Source organism: Candidatus Blastococcus massiliensis AP3 (assembly GCF_000582785.1).
In the GTDB taxonomy this organism is placed as follows: Bacteria; Actinomycetota; Actinomycetes; order Mycobacteriales; family Geodermatophilaceae; genus Blastococcus; species Blastococcus massiliensis.
The window spans coordinates 278471-295617 of record NZ_HG931175.1 but is presented as its reverse complement, the minus strand read 5'-3'; the positions used below and the strand labels follow the sequence as shown (position 1 = coordinate 295617).

At 73.0% G+C, this 17147-nt stretch carries 15 protein-coding genes; 6 read left to right on the top strand and 9 right to left on the bottom strand.

Annotated features, from left to right (window positions below):
- Nucleotides 1-2: 2 nt before the first annotated feature.
- Nucleotides 3-275: a DUF7455 domain-containing protein gene (locus BN344_RS15580; RefSeq protein WP_040339494.1), complete on the bottom strand. Its 273-nt coding sequence runs from the start codon at nucleotides 273-275 to the stop codon at nucleotides 3-5.
- Nucleotides 276-534: 259 nt separating this feature from the next.
- Between BN344_RS15580 and BN344_RS15575 the strand changes: the two genes are divergently transcribed.
- The 3 genes from BN344_RS15575 to BN344_RS15565 all read left to right on the top strand — a co-directional run bounded on the left by BN344_RS15575 (nucleotide 535) and on the right by BN344_RS15565 (nucleotide 5397).
- Nucleotides 535-1917, top strand: coding sequence for an MFS transporter (locus BN344_RS15575; protein WP_040339493.1), 1383 nt, complete (start codon nucleotides 535-537; stop codon nucleotides 1915-1917).
- Between the two features lie 60 nt (nucleotides 1918-1977).
- Nucleotides 1978-2730, top strand: coding sequence for an SDR family NAD(P)-dependent oxidoreductase (locus BN344_RS15570; RefSeq protein WP_040339492.1), 753 nt, complete (start codon nucleotides 1978-1980; stop codon nucleotides 2728-2730).
- A gap of 75 nt (nucleotides 2731-2805) precedes the next feature.
- Nucleotides 2806-5397 carry a flavin-containing monooxygenase gene (locus BN344_RS15565; RefSeq protein WP_040339986.1) on the top strand — a complete coding sequence of 864 codons (2592 nt, stop codon included), beginning with the start codon at nucleotides 2806-2808 and terminating at the stop codon, nucleotides 5395-5397.
- An 18-nt stretch (nucleotides 5398-5415) separates the two neighbouring features.
- Here the strand turns inward: BN344_RS15565 and BN344_RS15560 are convergent, their stop codons facing one another.
- The 4 genes from BN344_RS15560 to BN344_RS15545 all read right to left on the bottom strand — a co-directional run bounded on the left by BN344_RS15560 (nucleotide 5416) and on the right by BN344_RS15545 (nucleotide 10291).
- On the bottom strand, nucleotides 5416-7020 hold the full coding sequence (locus tag BN344_RS15560; protein ID WP_040339985.1) for a GGDEF domain-containing protein: 1605 nt from the start codon (nucleotides 7018-7020) through the stop codon (nucleotides 5416-5418).
- A gap of 129 nt (nucleotides 7021-7149) precedes the next feature.
- Entirely contained in the window at nucleotides 7150-8421 is a 1272-nt protein-coding gene (locus tag BN344_RS15555) for a glutaminase (RefSeq protein ID WP_197022349.1), read from the bottom strand.
- 68 nt (nucleotides 8422-8489) lie between these two features.
- The gene (locus BN344_RS15550) at nucleotides 8490-9152 is read right to left on the bottom strand and encodes a response regulator (protein WP_040339491.1); all 663 of its coding nucleotides are present in this window, start codon (nucleotides 9150-9152) and stop codon (nucleotides 8490-8492) included.
- Nucleotides 9149-10291 (bottom strand): sensor histidine kinase, encoded by a 1143-nt coding sequence (locus BN344_RS15545; RefSeq protein WP_040339490.1) that lies wholly within the window; start codon nucleotides 10289-10291, stop codon nucleotides 9149-9151. Before BN344_RS15545 ends, BN344_RS15550 begins: the two co-directional genes overlap by 4 nt.
- Nucleotides 10292-10464: 173 nt before the next feature.
- Here BN344_RS15545 and BN344_RS15540 point away from each other — a divergent pair, with 173 nt between their 5' ends.
- Complete coding sequence (locus tag BN344_RS15540) at nucleotides 10465-12624, top strand: MMPL family transporter (protein ID WP_040339489.1); 2160 nt, start codon at nucleotides 10465-10467, stop codon at nucleotides 12622-12624.
- 186 nt (nucleotides 12625-12810) lie between these two features.
- On the opposite strand, the gene BN344_RS15535 is transcribed toward BN344_RS15540, so the two are convergent.
- From BN344_RS15535 to BN344_RS15520, 4 genes are all read right to left on the bottom strand, one after another.
- Nucleotides 12811-13641: an enoyl-CoA hydratase-related protein gene (locus tag BN344_RS15535; RefSeq protein ID WP_040339488.1), complete on the bottom strand. Its 831-nt coding sequence runs from the start codon at nucleotides 13639-13641 to the stop codon at nucleotides 12811-12813.
- On the bottom strand, nucleotides 13638-14351 hold the full coding sequence (locus BN344_RS20395; RefSeq protein ID WP_051516004.1) for a VOC family protein: 714 nt from the start codon (nucleotides 14349-14351) through the stop codon (nucleotides 13638-13640). Before BN344_RS20395 ends, BN344_RS15535 begins: the two co-directional genes overlap by 4 nt.
- Entirely contained in the window at nucleotides 14348-14710 is a 363-nt protein-coding gene (locus BN344_RS20815) for a type II toxin-antitoxin system RelE family toxin (RefSeq protein ID WP_231487036.1), read from the bottom strand. The genes BN344_RS20395 and BN344_RS20815 overlap by 4 nt, the downstream gene beginning before the upstream one ends.
- Nucleotides 14711-14849: 139 nt before the next feature.
- Nucleotides 14850-15368 (bottom strand): pyridoxamine 5'-phosphate oxidase family protein, encoded by a 519-nt coding sequence (locus BN344_RS15520; RefSeq protein WP_040339486.1) that lies wholly within the window; start codon nucleotides 15366-15368, stop codon nucleotides 14850-14852.
- 1037 nt (nucleotides 15369-16405) lie between these two features.
- Between BN344_RS15520 and BN344_RS20385 the strand changes: the two genes are divergently transcribed.
- Together BN344_RS20385 and BN344_RS15505 are read left to right on the top strand one after the other, a co-directional pair.
- Entirely contained in the window at nucleotides 16406-16606 is a 201-nt protein-coding gene (locus BN344_RS20385) for a rhodanese-like domain-containing protein (protein ID WP_166518257.1), read from the top strand.
- A 3-nt stretch (nucleotides 16607-16609) separates the two neighbouring features.
- On the top strand, nucleotides 16610-17110 hold the full coding sequence (locus BN344_RS15505) for a CBS domain-containing protein (RefSeq protein WP_040339483.1): 501 nt from the start codon (nucleotides 16610-16612) through the stop codon (nucleotides 17108-17110).
- Nucleotides 17111-17147 lie beyond the last annotated feature (37 nt).

Below are 17147 nucleotides of genomic sequence, written 5' to 3'. Positions count from 1 at the left end.
ACCTAGGCGTCGATCGTGTCCGTCTCGTCGCGGATCGTCGCGCCCGCGGCGGCGAGTGCCGCCTCGTGCTTGCGCCCGTGGTGGGCGCAGAAGACCAGGTCCTGGCCGCTGGGCAGCACTGCCCTGACGTATGCCTGGGCGTTGCAGGCGCCGCGGGCGGACGTGCCGTTCGGGCCGCCCACCACCGCGGACGCGTCGCAGCGGTCGAACGCCGTCAGGGGCGGGACGGCAGGCGCAACGGGCTGGACGTCGTGGTCGAGGGTGGCGATGGACAACGGGCACCTCCGATAGGTCGTGCGGGTGCTGTTCCCCGGCCCGGCGACACCGAGCGGTGTCCGCGGCGGGGGTCTCGACCAGTTGAACACGCAAGCATCCCAGGACCTTCCCGTCGCGGGTGCTCGGCGAGTGCCGGCCAGGAACCCGGGGCGCACCCGAGGCCGGACGCCCGGTGTGGCAGGGTCGAGGAGCGCCCGTCCTCCGGGAGGTGGTGCTGGACTGTCGGGTGCTGCGCACGAGCACCGGGCGAGGGGGACCATGAGCGGGGACGCCGTCGGACGCGTCGACGCACAGCGCGACGGGCCCGCGCCGGAGCCGGCCGCCCCGGAGCCGGCTGCGTTGCCCGAGGTGGCGGTGCCGGCGGTCCCCGTCCCCGGTGAGACCGTCCCTCCGCTGCCGCCGGCGACCACGTCGCTCGGCGCCATGGGGATCCTGCGGGTGGGTGGCTTCCTGGTCCTCTACCTGAACTCCGCCGCGGTCTTCCTCGGCGTCATGGCGCAGGCCATCGCCCGCGGCTGGCTGGCGTTCGAGCTGACCGGTTCGAACGCTGCCCTGGGCGGGATCCTGCTGGCCTTCGGAGTGGCTCTGCTGCTGGCCACCCCGTGGGGTGGCGTGGCCGCCGACCGGCTGCCCAAGCGGCTGGTGCTGCAGCTCTCGGTCCTCCTGCTGGCGGTGTCGAGCGCCTGGATCGGGCTGGCTGTCGTCTTCGACGTCATCGCGTACTGGATGCTGCTCGGCGCGAGCGTGCTGCAGGCGGTGGGCTTCGCGCTCTTCGGCCCTGCCCGGATGGCCTTCCTCGCCGAGCTGGTTCCCCGGACCGCGATGCCTCAGGCCGTCGGGCTGCTGCTGGTCAACGCCGAGGTGAGCCGCGTGCTCGGACCAGCGCTGGCCGGGGTGGTCATCGGTGCGGTGGCGTGGGGCATCGAGGCGATCTTCCTGTTCAGCGCGGCCCTGGCGGTCGTCGGAGTGCTCCTGACCACCGCCCTCCCGCCCGGGCGGCGGGTGGCGGAGGCCTCCGGCCGGTCACCGCTCGGGGAGCTCGCCGACGGGCTGCACTACGTCCGCCGGCATCCCGAGCTGGGCCCGCTGGTGTGCTGCGGCATCGGGGTCACGATGCTGGGGATGCCCTACCTGGCCTTCATGCCGACCATCTCGAGCGACCTGTTCGGCCTCGGTTCGGTCGGCTACGGGATCCTCTCGGCGACGTCCGCGGTCGGCGGGGTCGCGGCGGGTCTGGTCCTGGGGCGGAGCGGCGCACGGGTCGGGCGGACGCGGGTGTTCGTCGGTGCGGGCGCCGTCTTCGGGCTCGCGGTCTGCCTGCTCGCGATCGCGCCCAACGCCTACGTGGCCGTGGTGGTCCTCCTCGCCGTCGGCGCGGCGATGCTCGCGTTCCAGACCAGCAACCAGTCCCAGCTGCTCGACCTGGCGGATTCGGAGTACCACGGCCGGGTGCAGGGCCTGGTCATGCTCAGCTTCGGCGCCTTCGGCATCGCCGCCCTGCCGTTGGGCCTGCTCGCCGACGCCGTCGGGTTGCGCTGGACGCTCGCGGGGATGGGCGCCGGGGTGATCGCCGTCGTGGCCGGGTACGCGGTCGTTCACCGGCGGAGGACGGCCCGGAACCCGTCGCGCGACCTGGACTGAGCCGACGCCGATCGGCACGACCTCGATGACATGCTCGGCCTCCCACAGGGAGGACCAGGAATGGCATTCGATTTCACGGGCAGGACCGCGCTGGTCACCGGCGGGGCGTCGGGCATCGGCCAGGCGGTCGCGCTGCGGCTCGCCGAGGGCGGAGCGCACGTCGTCGTCAACGATCTCTCCGAGGACGGCGCCCACCGGCTCGTCGAACGGATCGTCTCGAGCGGCGGCAGGGCCGTCGCGGCGGTCGGCGACGTCACCGATCCCGCCCAGGTCGAGGCCGCGGTCGCCCTGGCCGTGCGCGAGTTCGGCGGACTGCACCTCGCCTTCAACAACGCCGGCATCATCGGGCCGGGGGGCGACGTCGCCGACATCGAGGTCGACGACTACCGCCGGCTCATGGCCGTGAACCTCGACGCGGTGTTCTACGGCCTGAAGTACGAGATCCCCGCCATGCTCGCGGCGGGCGGCGGCGCGATCGTGAACATGTCGTCGGTGCTCGGCCTCGTCGGCAGCTCGCTGGTCCTGCCCTACGCCGCCGCGAAGCACGGCGTCACCGGGATGACGAAGGCGGCGGCCCTCGCCTACGCCGCGCGGGGCATCCGGATCAACTCGGTGCACCCCGGCTACATCGAGACGCCGCTGCTCGAGGTGCTGCCCGCGGAGCTGCACCAGGTGCTGGCGGCGGCGCACCCGATGGGCCGGCTCGGAACTGCGGACGAAGTGGCCGAGGTGGTCGCTTTCCTGCTCTCGGACGGCGCCGGCTTCGTGACGGGTGCGCAGTACACCGTCGACGGCGGCTACACGGCGCAGTAGCGCTCCACCGGCCTCCTTCGAGTGCACACTGAGCCCCAGGGCGGCGTGACCGGCATCACGATCGAGGGGTGGGGCATGACGGAGACAGGAGCGCAGGACGTCCAGCCGCAGGTGGACGTCGTCGTCGTGGGGGCGGGCTTCGCCGGCCTCTACCTGGTGCACCGCCTCCGCGGCGCGGGCTTCTCCGTGCGCGCCTTCGAGGCGGCGGACGACGTCGGCGGCACCTGGTACTGGAACCGCTATCCGGGCGCCCGGTGCGACATCCCCACCACCGACTACACGTTCGGCTTCGACCCGGAGCTGGAGCAGGCGTGGACCTGGTCGGAAAAGTACGCCACCCAGCCGGAGATCCTGCGCTACCTGCAGTTCGTGGCCGACCGCTACGACCTGCGCCGCGACATCACCTTCGGCACGCGGGTGGACGGGGCCGAGTGGGACGACGCCGCCGGCCTCTGGCAGGTGCGCACCTCGGGCGGCGAGACCGTCGCCTGCCGCTACTACGTCATGGCGAGCGGTTGCCTGTCCGTGCCGAAGGAGCCCGACATCGAGGGGGCCGGACGGTTCCGCGGCGAGGTCTACTCGACCGGACGCTGGCCGCACGAGGGGGTCGACTTCACCGGCAAGCGGGTCGCCGTCATCGGCACCGGCTCGTCGGGCATCCAGTCGATCCCGCTCATCGCCGAGCATGCGGCGCAGGTGACGGTGTTCCAGCGGACGCCGAACTTCTCGATCCCGGCGCACAACGGGCCGCTGCCGGCCGAACGGGTCGAACGGCTGAGGGCGGACCGGGAGGGCTACCGCGAGGAGGCGAAGCGGTCCTCGATGGGCGTCCCCGGCGAGAAGACGGACGTGATGGGGGTGACGGCGCCGGAGGATGTGCGGCGGCAGCGGCTGGAGGCCGCCTGGGAGGCCGGCGAGCTGCGCGAGATCTACGGAATCTTCGCCGACCAAGGCGTGAACCCGGCGTCGAACGAGATCATCTGCGAGTTCATCCGGGAGAAGATCAGGTCGGTCGTCTCCGACCCCGCGACCGCCGAGGCACTCTGCCCGAAGGACTACTACTTCGGGACCAAGCGGCCCTGCCTGGACACGAAGTACTACGAGACGTTCAACCTGCCGCACGTGCGGTTGGTCGACCTGCGCTCGACACCGATCACGACGATCACCGAGACAGGGATCGAGACGTCCGGGGAGTCGTCCGAGTTCGACGCGATCGTCTACGCCACCGGGTTCGACGCCATGACCGGCGCGCTCGTGGGCGTCGACATCGCCGGCCGCGGCGGGGTTCCCCTGAAGGAGAAGTGGGCAGACGGGCCCTCCACCTACCTCGGGCTCATGACGGTGGGCTTCCCCAACTTCTTCAGCATCACCGGGCCGGGCAGCCCGTCGGTGCTCTCGAACATGGCCGTCTCCATCGAGCAGCACGTCGACTGGGTCACCGACTGCCTGGTCGCCCTGCGCGCCGGCGGCTGGACGACGATCGAGCCGACCCCGACGGCCGAGCAGGGCTGGGACCGGCACGTCGCGGACTACGCGGCGATCACGCTGCACCCCACGGCGAACTCCTGGTACATGGGCGCGAACGTGCCCGGCAAGCCGCGCGTCTTCTACCCCTACATCGGTGGCGTGGACAGGTACCGGGCTGCGTGCGAGGAGGTCGTGGAGCGCGGCTACCTGGGCTTCCGCCGGACCGGGCCGTCGGGCGAGGAGTGTGTCGACGGCGTCGTCCGTCGGCTGCAGCCCGACGTGGCGCTGGTCCTCGAGGCCATGGGAGAGCTGGGGCTCCCGCCGCTGCACTCGTTGCCTCCGGAGCAGCTGCGGGAGTTCATGGCCATGGCCGACGCCGACCGGCCCCCTGGCCCCGAGGTCGGCGGGGTCGTCGACGGCGTGCTGCCCGGACCGGCCGGGGACCTGGAGTACCGGCTGTTCCGTCCGTCGTCGCCCGGGCCGCACCCCGTCGTCCTGTACTTCCACGGTGGCGGCTGGGTGATCGGGAACCACGCGTCCGACGAACCGTTCTGCCGGGACCTGTGCGTGCGCAGCGAGGCGGTGGTGGTGTCGGTGAACTACCGGCACGGTCCCGAGGCGGCCCACCCGGCGGCGGTCGAGGATGCATGGGCAGCGCTGCAGTGGACCGCCGCGCACGCCATCGAGCTCGGCGGCATCCCGGACGACCTCGTGGTGGCCGGGTGGAGCGCCGGGGGCAATCTCGCCACCGTCGTCGCCCAGCGGGCACGGGACGAGGGCGGACCCGTCCTGCGCGGGCAGCTGCTGCTCACCCCGGTCACCGACGCGGAGATGGCCACCGGCTCCTACCGGGAGAACGCCGAGGGCTACGTGCTGACCAGCGAGCTCATGCGCTACTTCTGGGACCACTACTGCGATCCGGCGCAGCGCACGGACCCGGCGGCCTCACCGCTGCGCGGTCGCCTGGGGGAGCTGCCGCCCGCGATCGTCGTCACCGCCGAGTTCGATCCGCTGCGGGACGAGGGCGTCGCCTACGTCGAGGCGCTGCGCGCGGCCGGTGTGCCGGTGGAACACGTGGCTGCCCGCGGTCACACGCACACGTCGCTGACGATGGTCGGCGTCGTGCTGTCGGGCGCTCCCGTGCGGGCCGAGATCGCGCAGCGGCTGCGCGCCCTGTTCCGCGAGCCCGCGAGCGTCTGACGGGGGAGGGGGGAGGGCCTACGGGCTCTCGGTGACGACGCGGTTGCGCCCCTGTGCCTTGGCCCGGTAGAGCAGTGCGTCGGCGCGGCCGAGCAGTTCAGCGGGGGAGGGATCGCCGTCAGCGGCGGTGGCGACACCGATGCTGGCGGTGACAGGGAGGCTTCCTGAGAGGTCGTCCCAGCGGTGGCGCTCGATGGCGGAGCGGAGCTCTTCGGCCGCGGCGGCGGCCTCAGCGGGTTCGGTGTCGACCAGGACGAGCAGGAACTCCTCACCGCCCATCCGCGCGACGAACGACCCGCCCACTGCCCGCGCGCCGTCGGCCGGGACCGCCGCCTGCAGCAGCTCGGCCATCCGGCGGAGGACGGCGTCGCCGACGTCGTGGCCGAAGGTGTCGTTGATCCGCTTGAAGTGGTCGAGGTCGACCAGCGCGATGCTCACCGGCCCGGCCGGGAGGCTGCCGGGTCCGAGCAGGCGGGACATCTGCTCGTCGATGTGCCGGCGGTTGTACAAGCCGGTCAGCGGATCGCGCAGGGACATCTCCCGGTAGCGCCTCGACTGCCGGCGCGCCTCGCCGGTCTCGTACATGGCCTGCATCGCGCGGGCGCGGGCGTCGCGCTGGGCCGACTGCAGCTGCATCAGCTGTTCGTGGAAGACCTTGTACTCGGTGAAGGCAGCCTCGTGATCCCCGCGGGCGGCGTGCAGCTCGGCCTGCTCCTGGCGGGCGCGCACCCGGATCGCCGTGAGGCCGTGCCGGTCGCAGCGGTTCACGCAGTCGTCCAGGATCCGCTGCGCCTCGACCAGTCGCCCGAGTCGCCGCCCTACCTCGGCCACGGTCAGGAGGAAGTCCGCGCCGGCGTCCCCGTCCGCGGACGCCTCCAGCTCCGCGGGGTCCAGCCCGGGCAGCAGGACCGCCTCCGCGTCGTCCAGCCGGTGCAGCCCGATGAGCACGCGGGCGAGGGTGTCCAGGCGGCCCACGCCGAGTGACTCGCCCTGCTCGGCCGCACGGGCCTCGAGCCGTTCGGCGATGGGCAGCGCTTCCTCGTACCGGCCCTGGAGCGAGGCGACGTAGGCCCAGTTGTTGAGCACCAGCAGCTCACGATCGGCGTCGCCGAGTTCCTGCGTCAGGGTCAGGGCCTCGGCGTAGCGCTGCGACGACGCCTCGTCGCCCTGTTGGCCCAGGCAGTCGGCCAACCGGAGGGAGTGGTCGATCCGCAGCTCGGGGGGCGCGGCTTCGTCGAGGAGGTCCACGGCCTCGACGGCGTGCTCGAGCGCCGTCGCCAGGTCACCGAGCTCCTGGAAGATCGCGGCGAGCACGAAGGCGCTGCGCGCCCGGAGGTGGGACTGCTGGTGCTCGGTCGCCCAGCGGCGGATGTCCTGGACGATCCGGCCGGCCTCGGCATGGTCACCCCGGCGACGCCGCATGTCCGCTCCGACCAACTGCGCCCGCAGGCGCACGACGGTCAGATCGGCTGCCTCGGCCTCTGCGGCCACGAGATCGGCGCGTTCGGCGATGCCGTCGACGGAGAACCGGGACAGGGCCTCCAGATCGGTGACCTGCGCGGTCAGCCGCCCGGCCGGACCGTCACCGGAGTGCCCCGGTGACGCCGCGTCGACCGTGGCCATCGAGGACATGCTTCTGCCTTCGGCGCGGTGGAACAGAAACCTGAGCGCCCGGTGGGGATGCACCCCGTAGGGGTGGCGCCACCGTGCTGCCTCAGCCCGCTCCATCCGGGCACGCCCGGGGCAGCGAGGTCAGACGCGTTCGTAGCCCTCCAGCGGCGCCAGCGAGCTCCACCGTTCCGGGAGCCGTACGACCGCCTGGTCGGACAGGTGCAGGACGTGGTCGGGGTCGAGCAGCGCCACCTCGGCGCCGTCCAGCTGGAGCCGGCGGAGCATCTCCGCGAGCATCCGCCGGGCGACGTCGTTCACCGACGACACCCTCCGGAGGTCCAGGACGAACACCGAGACGGGCTTGCGGTCGGTCACCGTCCGCAGCACGCGTTCCACGCTGCTGAACTGCAGCGAGCCCTGCAGGCTGCACACGCGTGCGAGGGAGCCGTCCGGCCCACGGAGCGTCCGGTCCCGTCGGACCGTCGACCGTGCCGGCTCCGGGGCCTGCATGATGTGCAGCCCCATGTCGGCGGACATGCGGGTGCACAATCGGACCCCCCGCGTGCTGTTGCCGTGCGAGTCCAGCCTCGGCGAGAACGTGGCCATCCCGAGCTGCCCGGGCATCACCCCGAGGATGGCGCCGGAGACGCCGCTCTTCGCCGGGAAACCGACCGTGGTCATCCAGTCCCCGGCGGCGTCGTACATGCCGCAGCTCATCATCACGCTCAGCACCTGCCGGGCCACCTCCACCGGCACGACCTGCGTGCCGGTGGTCGGCTGGACACCGCCGGCAGCCAGCGTGGCCGCCATGGTCGCCAGGTCGGCCGTGGTCACCGAGATCGCGCACTGCTGGGTGTACCCGCGCACCACGTCCTGCGGATCCAAGGTGATCACGCCGTAGCTGCGCAGCATGTTGGCGATGGCCAGGTTGCGGTAGGCCTGCGACACCTCCGACTCGTAGATCGTCCGGTCCACGTGCAGCTCTCGGCCCGCGAAGTCCGACATCAGCCGCCGGACCCGCTCCACGCGGGCGTCGACGTCGTCCCCCGGATCGCCGACCAGTGCGTGGGCCGTGAGCGCCCCCGCGTTGATCATGGGATTCCGGGGCCGTCGCGACTCATGTTCCAGCGAGAGCTCGTTGAACGCCTCGCCGCTGGGTTCCACACCGATCGACTGCAGGACGTCGTCGAGCCCGCGTTCGGCCAGGGCCAGCGCGTAGACGAACGGTTTCGAGATCGACTGGATGGAGAACTCGATGCCGCTGTCACCGGCGCTGTAGAGCGTCCCGTCGATCGTCGACAGGCACACGGCGAGCCGGTCCGGGTCGGCCGACGCCAGTTCGGGGATGTAGTCGGCGAGGGCGCCCGCGTCGTGGGCGCAGGCGTCCAGGATCTCCGTCAGGTAGTCGGGCACCGGTGAATGCACTCGCTCCGCCTCTCGTCGCTGACGAGGACCCTTCCACGTGGCTGACGTCGCCGCGTTCAGGCGCCCGGCTCGACGAGCCCCGCCTCGTAGGCGAACACCACCACCTGGGCGCGGTCGCGCAGGCCGAGCTTGGTGAGCACGCTCGACACGTGCGACTTCACCGTCGCCGCCCCGATGTACAGCTCGCGGGCGATCTCGGCGTTGCTCCGCCCCCTCGCGACGGCGGTGACGACGTCGCGCTCGCGGGCGGTCAGGCTCGCCAGCCGTCCGGCGAGGGCGGTGTCAGGCGAGCGCTGCGCCGCGAACCGCCCGATCAGCCGCCGGGTGATCGACGGCGCCAGCAGCGCGCCACCGTCGGTCACCGTGCGGACCGCCACGACGAGCTGCTCGGGCGGCAGGTCCTTGAGGACGAAGCCGCTCGCTCCCGCGCGCAACGCCCGGTACACGTACTCGTCCGGCTCGAACGTCGTGAGGATGAGCACCCGCACCGCGTCGCCGAGCTCGGCGACGATGCGCGCCGTGGCCTCCAACCCGTCCATCTCCGGCATGCGGATGTCCATCAGCACGACGTCGGGCCGGTGCCGGCGGGCGACGTCGATCGCCTCGACGCCGGTGCCGGCCTCCGCGACGACCTCGATGTCCGGCTGGTGGTTCAGCACCATCGCGAACGCGCCCCGCACGAGCGCCTGGTCGTCGACGACGGCCACCCGGATCGTCATGCCGCCCCGCCGTCGAGCGGCAGACGGGCCCGCGTGGCGAACCCGCCCTCCGGACGCGGGCCGACGTCGAGGGTGCCGCCTAGCAGCTGCGCGCGCTCGCGCATGCCGACGATGCCGTGCCCGGCGCCGGGCAGCGACGTCGCTCCGCTGCCGTCGTCGCGCACCTCGACGACGAGATCCCCTCTGTCGGTGGTGAGCCGGACGCCGGTGCGTGCGCCGGGGCCCGCGTGTTTCACCACGTTCGTCAGGCACTCCTGGACGATGCGGTACGCCGACAGCTCCACCCGCGCGGGCAGCCCGCCCGTCACATCGTCGATGTCCAGGTCGACGTCCAGACCCGCCTCGCGCATTCGCCCCACCAGGGCGGGGAGGTCCGCCAGGCCCGGCTGGGGTGCGGTGTCGTCCGTGACGGCGGACGGGCGCAGCACGCCGAGCAGGTACCGCAGCTCGTCCAGCGCCTGCCGGCCCGCCTCCTCGACCGCGCCCATCGCACGCGCGGCCGCCACCGGGTCGTCCGCCGCGACGGTCTTGGCCGCCCCGGCCTGCACGGTCATCAGGCTCACCCGGTGCGCGACGACGTCGTGCAGTTCGCGCGCGATGCGGGACCGCTCCTCGGTCACGATGCGACGCTCCCGCTCCCTCAGCTCACGCTCCTGCAGTACGGCGCGCTCGGCGCGCAGCCGGAGCCGGCGGCCGACGTACCAGACGGCGAAGAACACGACGACGCCGAACGCGACCCCGCTCCACGGGACGTCGCCGGTGACGCCGTCGAGCACCAGCACGACGAGCGCGACGTCCACCCCGACGTGTCCCCACCGCTCGACCGACCCGTAGCGCCCGAGGGCGTAGAGGGCGAAGAGCGCATGGCCGCCGAGGTCGGCGTGGCCGCTGCCGAGGGTCAGCGCCCACGCGGCGAGGACGACGGCGAGGACGACGACAGGTGCGGAGCGGCGCCAGTACAGCGCGCCGCTGCCGACCGCGAACAGCAGCACCACCCAGAGCGGGACGTCGCCGAGGTCACGCAGCACCCATGAGTCCTCCGGCCCGGTCGTCGTGAAGAGCAGCGTGAGCACGAACAGCACCGCGGCGAGGGCGGCGTCGGCCGCCCTGGGCCAGCGCGTGAACGGGCCGGGGCGCATGCGCTGAACGTAGGGGCGCCCGGCGCTGCTGTCGCCGGTCCGCAGTCGGAGACCGGTCTCCTCCTCCAGGGGGAGGCGGCGCCGCCCCGAGCCCGTCCCGCGCCGGGCGACGGCAGCGCGGCTTCCGCGGAGAGTCCGGGGTGACCGCCTCCTCCCGACTCCCTGGAGCGACCATGAACGGCTGGATCCGATGGATCGGCACCGCCAGCGCCCGCCGCCCGAAGCGGACGATCGGCGTCTGGGTCCTGCTCGCCGCGCTCGTCGTCGCGCTGTCGAGCCCGCTCGGCGGCGCCTATGTCGACGACCTCACCGTCTCTGGCAGTGACAGCGCCGCCGCCACCGAGCTGCTCGAGCAGGGCTTCCCCGAGGCGGCCGTCGGCTCTGCCGTCGCGGCGTTCGCGGCACCCGAAGGCGAACTCCTCACCGCCTACCGGGAGGACGTCGAGGCGACGCTCGTCGGGCTGCGCGCGGTGGAGCGCGTCACCGCGGTGACCGAGCCCTTCGCGAGCGGCGCCGTCTCGCCCGACGGGCGGATCGGCTTCGCCGACATCGTCCTGGACGCGCCGTCCGGAGAGCTCGGGCCGGAGCCGGCCGAGGCGCTCGCCGCGGCCCTCGCCCCGGCGCGCGACGCCGGGCTCACCGCTGAGGTCGGCGGTGAGGCGGTGTTCCTCAACACCGAGCCCGAGCCGTCGGGCGCCGAGGCGGTCGGCGTCCTCGTCGCGCTGGTCGTCCTCGTCGTCGCGTTCGGGACGGTGGTGGCCGCACTCGTGCCGATCGTGCTGGCGCTGGTCGCGGTGGCCGCCGGGCTCAGCGGCATCACCTTGCTCGCCGGCGCGATGGACGTCTCCAGCTCCGGGCCCGTGATCGCCGCGATGGTCGGGCTCGGCGTGGGCATCGACTACGCGCTGTTCCTGGTGTCCCGCTACCGCGAGAACCGGATCGCCGGCCAGGACAACGCGACGGCCCTGTCGGCCGCGATGGGCACCTCCGGTACCGCGGTGTTCTTCGCCGGGGTCACCGTGGTGCTGGCCATGGCCGCCCTCGTGCTCACCGGCATGGGCGTGCTCGCGTCGATCGGCCTGGCGACGTCACTCGTCGTCCTGTTCGCGGTGGCGACGGCGCTCACCCTGCTGCCTGCGTTGCTGTCGCTGCTCGGCGACCGCATCGACGCCGGTCGGGTGGTCGGCCGGCGGCGTCCGGCGCGTCCCGTCGAGGCAACCGTCTGGTGGCGGCTGTCCCACCGCATCTCCGCGCGTCCCTGGCGGTACCTGGTCGGGGCGTCGGTGCTGCTCCTGACGCTGGCCGCGCCCGCGCTGTTCATGAAGACCGGCTTCCCCGACGCCGGCGACGCGCCGGTGGGCGCCACGCACCGGGAGGCGCACGACCTGCTGGCCGAGGGATTCGGGCCTGGCATCAACGCGCCGCTGCTCGTCGTCGCCGACCTCTCGGGCTCCGGTCCGGGCGCCGACGACGTCCCGCTGCTCGCCGGGCGCATCGCGGCCGACCCCGGCATCGGCTCGGTCGCCGAGGCGAGGCTCTCGACGGACGGCGACACGGCCGTGCTGACGGCGCTGCCGACCACCGCGCCGGCCGACCCGGCCACGGCGCAGACGCTGGAGCGGATCCGGTCCGGCGCGCCCGACGGCGTGCACGTGACCGGCCAGGCCGCCCTGGCGATCGACCTGGACACCTCGCTCACGTCGAGCCTGCCCCTGCTCCTGGGGTCGGTCCTGGCCGCGTCGTTCCTGCTGCTGGTCGTGGTGTTCCGGTCCGTCACGGTCGCCCTCAAGGCCGTCGTCATGAACCTGCTGTCGATCGGCGCGGCCTACGGCGTCGTCGTCGCGGTCTTCCAGTGGGGCTGGCTCGGCGGCCTGATCGGGCTCGAGGGCACCCAGCCCATCGCCTCGCCGCTGCCGGCCATCTTCTTCGCCGTGCTGTTCGGCCTGTCGATGGACTACGAGGTCTTCCTCGTCTCGCGCATCCGAGAGGCGTACGACGCCACCGGGGACAACGTCGAGGCCGTCGCGCGAGGGCTGGCGTCCAGCGCCCGCGTCATCACCTGCGGAGCGCTCATCATGACGGCGGTGTTCCTGTCGTTCGTCGCGACCCCGGACCCGTTCGTCAAGATGATCGGACTGGGGCTCGCCGTCGCCATCGCCCTCGACGCGACACTGGTGCGCATGGTGCTCGTACCGGCGACGATGGCGCTGCTGGGCAAGGCCAACTGGTGGCTTCCGCGGTGGCTCGACCGGCTGCTTCCCGTGGTGCGCGTGGAGGGCGAGGTGGGGACCGCTCCCGCGAGTCGCGCCCGAGTGCCGGTGCCGATCGGCTGAGCCTGCTCGACATCGCGAGCTCGCGGGCGGTCGCGTTGTGCTGCACCGAGACATCCGCCTCGGTGCAGTGCATCGCCACCGCCACGGAGCGCAGGTCGTCGGCACGGCGTGGCTCAGCGATGGTGCCGACCCGGGCAGCAACAGTTCGTGAGGCGGGGGCCTCGTCGCCGGTGCCGCGGGCCGCCGCTAGGGGCCCCCGGGGCGGGCCTCGTGGGCGCCGAAGACCGGGTCGCGCTTCTCGACGAAGGCGCGCGCGGCTTCCGCGTGGTCGGCCGTGGCGAACGTCGCGAGATGGTGTGTCACCTCGACGTCCATGTACTCCTCGAGCGGGGTGGTCATCGCCAGCGTGACGTTCTCCTTCATCGACGCCAGCGCCGTACGCGGTCCATCGGCCAACCGCCGCGCCAAAGCCAACGATTCGCGCTCGAGCGCGTCCGGCGGCAGCACTGCGTTGACCAGCCCCCATCGCAGGGCCTCGTCCGCGGTCAGCCGCGGCGAGAGGTACAGCAGCTCGCGGGCGCGCGCCGGACCGACGAGGCGTACGAGGAACCACGCACTGCCGTAATCGCCGGCGAGGGCGACGCGGGCGAACGCCGTGGTGAGCACGGCGGACGACGCCGCATAGCGCAGGTCACACGCCAGCGCGAGCGAGAGGCCCGCTCCGGCAGCGGCCCCAGGCAGCACCGCGATGGTCGGCTTCGGCATCCGCCACAGGCGCCCGCTGGTCGCGCGCTGGTTGGCGCGCTGCAGTCGCTCCTTCGATGCCTCGGGCGCGCCGGGGGAGCGCTCGGCGAAGCCCTTCACGTCACCGCCCGCGCAGAACGCGCCACCCGCCCCGGTCAGCACCACGGCACCGACGGCGTCGTCCGCCTCCACCTGTGCGAGCGTCGCGCCGAGCGCGGCGAGCATCTGGTCGGACAGCGCGTTCCGTCGTTCCGGGCGGTTCATCGTCAGCACGGCGACGCCGTCCTCGACGCGGGCGAGCAGGTGGTCGGTGCCGGTCTCGATGTCGGTCACGTCTCCTCCTCCAGTGGGACGACCTCGAAGCGCACTCCGCCGAGGTCGGCCGAGCGAGGCGCTCCGGGCAACGCCAGACGCACCGCGGTCACGGCGGCGACGTCGACTGCGCCGGCGACGAAGGAGAGGTCCTGACGACCGTCGTCGAGCCGCAGCCGGCATTCGCCGTCGACCACCGGGACATCCAGCAGCGCCGCCCAGCGGCGCACCACCTCGGCCGGGTCGAGGACCGTGACAGTGACCGCGCGCAGCCCACCGGCGCACCGCGGACCGTGACCCGTCCAGGCCGGTCCCGCCCACCGCCACGACCCGGGTGGGTCGACGGCGTCGAGAGCGAGGAGCACGCCGCCGGTATCCCGCGGGTGCAGGTGCACGTCCACGATGTCGGGGTGCTGGCCGCGGTGCACCTCGCGCACGGCGAGTGCCGCGAGGCGGTCGGACGCAGTGAGCGCCCGCGGCCCGTCGACCATGAGCATGTAGCCGCCGTCCCCGCCGTTCCGCGTGAGCCACCTGCCGGCCGCCGTCCCCGTCGTCGATGGCGCGACGACCTCGACGAAGTCGCAGCCCGCGGCGAGGACGGCGTTGGTGAGACCGAAGCTGCCGACGCCGGGGTCGTGGTGCGCCGCGGGGGCGGCGAGGAGCACCCTCAGCGCCTGCTCGACCGGTGCGCGCTCGTGTGCCGCGAGCACGAGCTGGCGCAGGCGGGTCACGCGCCCAGTCCAGCACGCAAGGGCCCGACCGACAACGCCTGACGCCGGAGCCCCGTGGGCGACTGGGACACCCGAGCCCACCAGCACGCTCGCGTCGCGTAGGACTGTCTCGGCGGTGCGGGACCGCTGTCGGCTTCACCGCACAGATGCGCGCCCTCGATCACCCGTAGGCGTCGGCGCGGTGAGCGATGCGGGACGACGCGTACGAGCACCTCGTCGTCGTGGATGGAGCAGACGACCCGGTACTGGCCCCGCCGGGCCGACCAGCAGCCCTGGAGCCGGAGCCGCAGCGGCTCGCCGACGCGCTGCGGATCCTCGGCGAGCGGGCCGCGGAGGAAGTCGACGACGGCAGCGGCCACCACGTCGGGTAGGTCTCGCTACGGTCGCCGTGGAGCCGGTCGCGGACACCCGGTAGATCGTCGGATGTCGGGAACGTCCGCTCGCAGCCGGTCGGTGCCGCCACTCCGCGATGCCGGCCGGGGGACGGCGGGCCGGTCCTCAGCCCTCGGGGAACCGCCAGCGGGTCTGGCTCGCCGGCGCCTTCGCGAACCCGAAGGCCCTCCGCGGGCGCACACGGAAGACCAGCGCGGTGCCGTACGGGTCGGCGAAGCCGTCGTCGGTGAGCTCGACGTGCCACTCCGGCCCGTACTTCTCCTCCCACGCCCGCGCCAGTGCGGCGAGCTCGTCCCGGTCGCGCACTCGCTCCGCCGTCCCCTCCACGACGATGTCGAGCCCTTCGTCCCACCGGTTGCCGCCGGTGGTGAGCACGACCTCGGGGTTGCCCTCGAGGTTGCGCGCCTTGCGCTCGGCCGCGCCGGTAGAGAAGTGCAGGGCGCCGTTGCGCCAGACGGTCAGCAGCGGGGTGACGTGCGGGCGTCCGTCCGGACGGACCGTGGACACCCAGCTCAGCGGCGCCGCCGCGAGCAGTTCCTGCGCCTCCGCCCAGGGCCGCGGTCCCGCGCCGGACTCGCCGTAGCGGGGGTCGACGTCGGTGACCGGATCGACGGTGGTGCCCATGGCTCCTCCTCAGGTCGTCGAAGGTACGACCCGGGCGGCGGCGGGGACTCATCGGTCCCCGCGGACATCCGAGGCCCGGACGGGCGTTCGCGACCGGTCGGGCCTGGCCTGTTCGCTCATGGGGCCTGCGCGCGGAGTGGAGGGCAGCGCTCGTCGCCGTCCAGGGCGTCTACCTCGTCGCGGACACCAGCAGCGGCGAGTTGTACGTCGGCAAGGCGGACGGCACGGACAGCCGATGCCAGAAGCGGAAGAACCCCATCAGCCAGTGAAGCCGCGGGGGTTCAACTCGGTGTCCGAGGGGGGACTTGGTACATAGCCCAACGCATTTCCCTGAGGCGGCCGTGAGGTCAGTCAGGCCAAATGCCCTGGTCAACAGCTTGAGCACGTGCCCTGCCATAGCCAAGTCGAATCCGATTCGCTCGTGCGCACGGGCAGGGGCGGGGCAAACCGGTTAGTCCGCCGTTCCACCGGTCGATGCCTTGGGCGTCGCGGCGCTCGTACGCTCGCGCCAAGCCGACGTCGGGCACGAGAGGTCCTGGCCTCACCGAGACCATGTCCGCAGAGGTGGCGGCGATGTCGGCGGTGCAGTTGCGCTGTCGCCCCCCTCGCCGTCTCCGCTGGCCGCCAAGTGGGAGCCGTCCCACCAGCGGCCGTCTCGGTGGGGAGGGGCGCGGTGCGCGCGGCTTCGTGGACATGGTCGGACGTAGCGCGCCGGTCGGACAACATCGTCCCGTTAGGCCGGGGGGCCTTCTCCCACGACGAGGCCCGCGGGTTCGATAACTCACCGCGAGTTTTGGCAAGGGATGCGTGGCAGCGGGTCGCGCGAGCTGACGCCGCTTGGTGCGTGCGCTGCCGGGTGGCCAGGTCGGGGCGACGGGGAATTGGAACATTCTTGCCATCGGGTGGCGGGTCCAGGGACGTTGTGCTGGCCCGTCGGCCGAGTCGATGATGCTGGGTGGATGTCGCGCGCTCGTCGTCCCCGTCTGATCAACCTGGCCGGTGCCGCGCGGCTGGTCCGCGACGGAGGGACACCGACGATGCCAACCGAGGCCACCCGGGAGCAGGTCCGCCAGCTCGCCGCCGTCGGCGCCCAGGTCGTCGACGTGCTGCCGGCCGCGGAATACCGATCGACGCACCTGCCCGGCGCGGTCAACCTGCCGCTGAAGGAGCTCGATGCGCGCACCGACCAGCTGGACCGGTCCCGGCCGGTGATCGTGTACTGCCACGACACCGTTTAGGACATGAGTCCGCGAGCCGCGTGGCGGCTCGAAGCAGCCGGGTTCAACCCGGTGTACGACTACACCGACGGCAAGGCCGACTGGCTGGCCGCCGACCTGCCCTTCGAGGGGGACGCCCAGCTGGTCGGGCAGATCACCCGCAGGCAGGTGCCCACCGCGACCGAGGACACCCCGGCCGCCGAAGCCCTCGAGCGGCTGGACGCGGTCGGGTTCGGCCCGGCCCTGATCCTCAACGCGGCCGGCGTCGTCCTCGGCACGGTCCGCCGCGAGCAACTCGCCGCCGCCCCGCCGGACACCGCGGTCGGCAGCCTGATGCGCTTCGGCATGACCACGGTGCGACCGAGCGAACCGGTCCCCGACCTGACCCACCGGATGGAGCAGAAGAGCGTGACCCGCATCGTGGTCACCCGACAGAACGGCACGGCCGTCGGCCTGTTCTTCCCCGCGGACGTCCAGCAGGCCGCCGAGCGCGGGGACGCCGGCCAGGACCCCGCCCGCCGCTGAACCTGGCGCCCCCTCAGGCGGGTCGCGCATCTGCTGC

Excerpts from the sequence above, each read along its gene's own strand:
- BN344_RS15570 (WP_040339492.1), top strand. The coding sequence starts at position 1,978 with ATGGCATTCGATTTCACGGGCAGGACCGCGCTGGTCACCGGCGGGGCG.
- BN344_RS15565 (WP_040339986.1), top strand. The coding sequence starts at position 2,806 with ATGACGGAGACAGGAGCGCAGGACGTCCAGCCGCAGGTGGACGTCGTC.
- BN344_RS15575 (WP_040339493.1), top strand. The coding sequence starts at position 535 with ATGAGCGGGGACGCCGTCGGACGCGTCGACGCACAGCGCGACGGGCCC.
- BN344_RS20385 (WP_166518257.1), top strand. The coding sequence starts at position 16,406 with ATGCCAACCGAGGCCACCCGGGAGCAGGTCCGCCAGCTCGCCGCCGTC.
- BN344_RS15545 (WP_040339490.1), bottom strand. The coding sequence starts at position 10,291 with ATGCGCCCCGGCCCGTTCACGCGCTGGCCCAGGGCGGCCGACGCCGCC.
- BN344_RS15560 (WP_040339985.1), bottom strand. The coding sequence starts at position 7,020 with ATGGCCACGGTCGACGCGGCGTCACCGGGGCACTCCGGTGACGGTCCG.
- BN344_RS15550 (WP_040339491.1), bottom strand. The coding sequence starts at position 9,152 with ATGACGATCCGGGTGGCCGTCGTCGACGACCAGGCGCTCGTGCGGGGC.
- BN344_RS15540 (WP_040339489.1), top strand. The coding sequence starts at position 10,465 with ATGAACGGCTGGATCCGATGGATCGGCACCGCCAGCGCCCGCCGCCCG.
- BN344_RS15520 (WP_040339486.1), bottom strand. The coding sequence starts at position 15,368 with ATGGGCACCACCGTCGATCCGGTCACCGACGTCGACCCCCGCTACGGC.
- BN344_RS15505 (WP_040339483.1), top strand. The coding sequence starts at position 16,610 with ATGAGTCCGCGAGCCGCGTGGCGGCTCGAAGCAGCCGGGTTCAACCCG.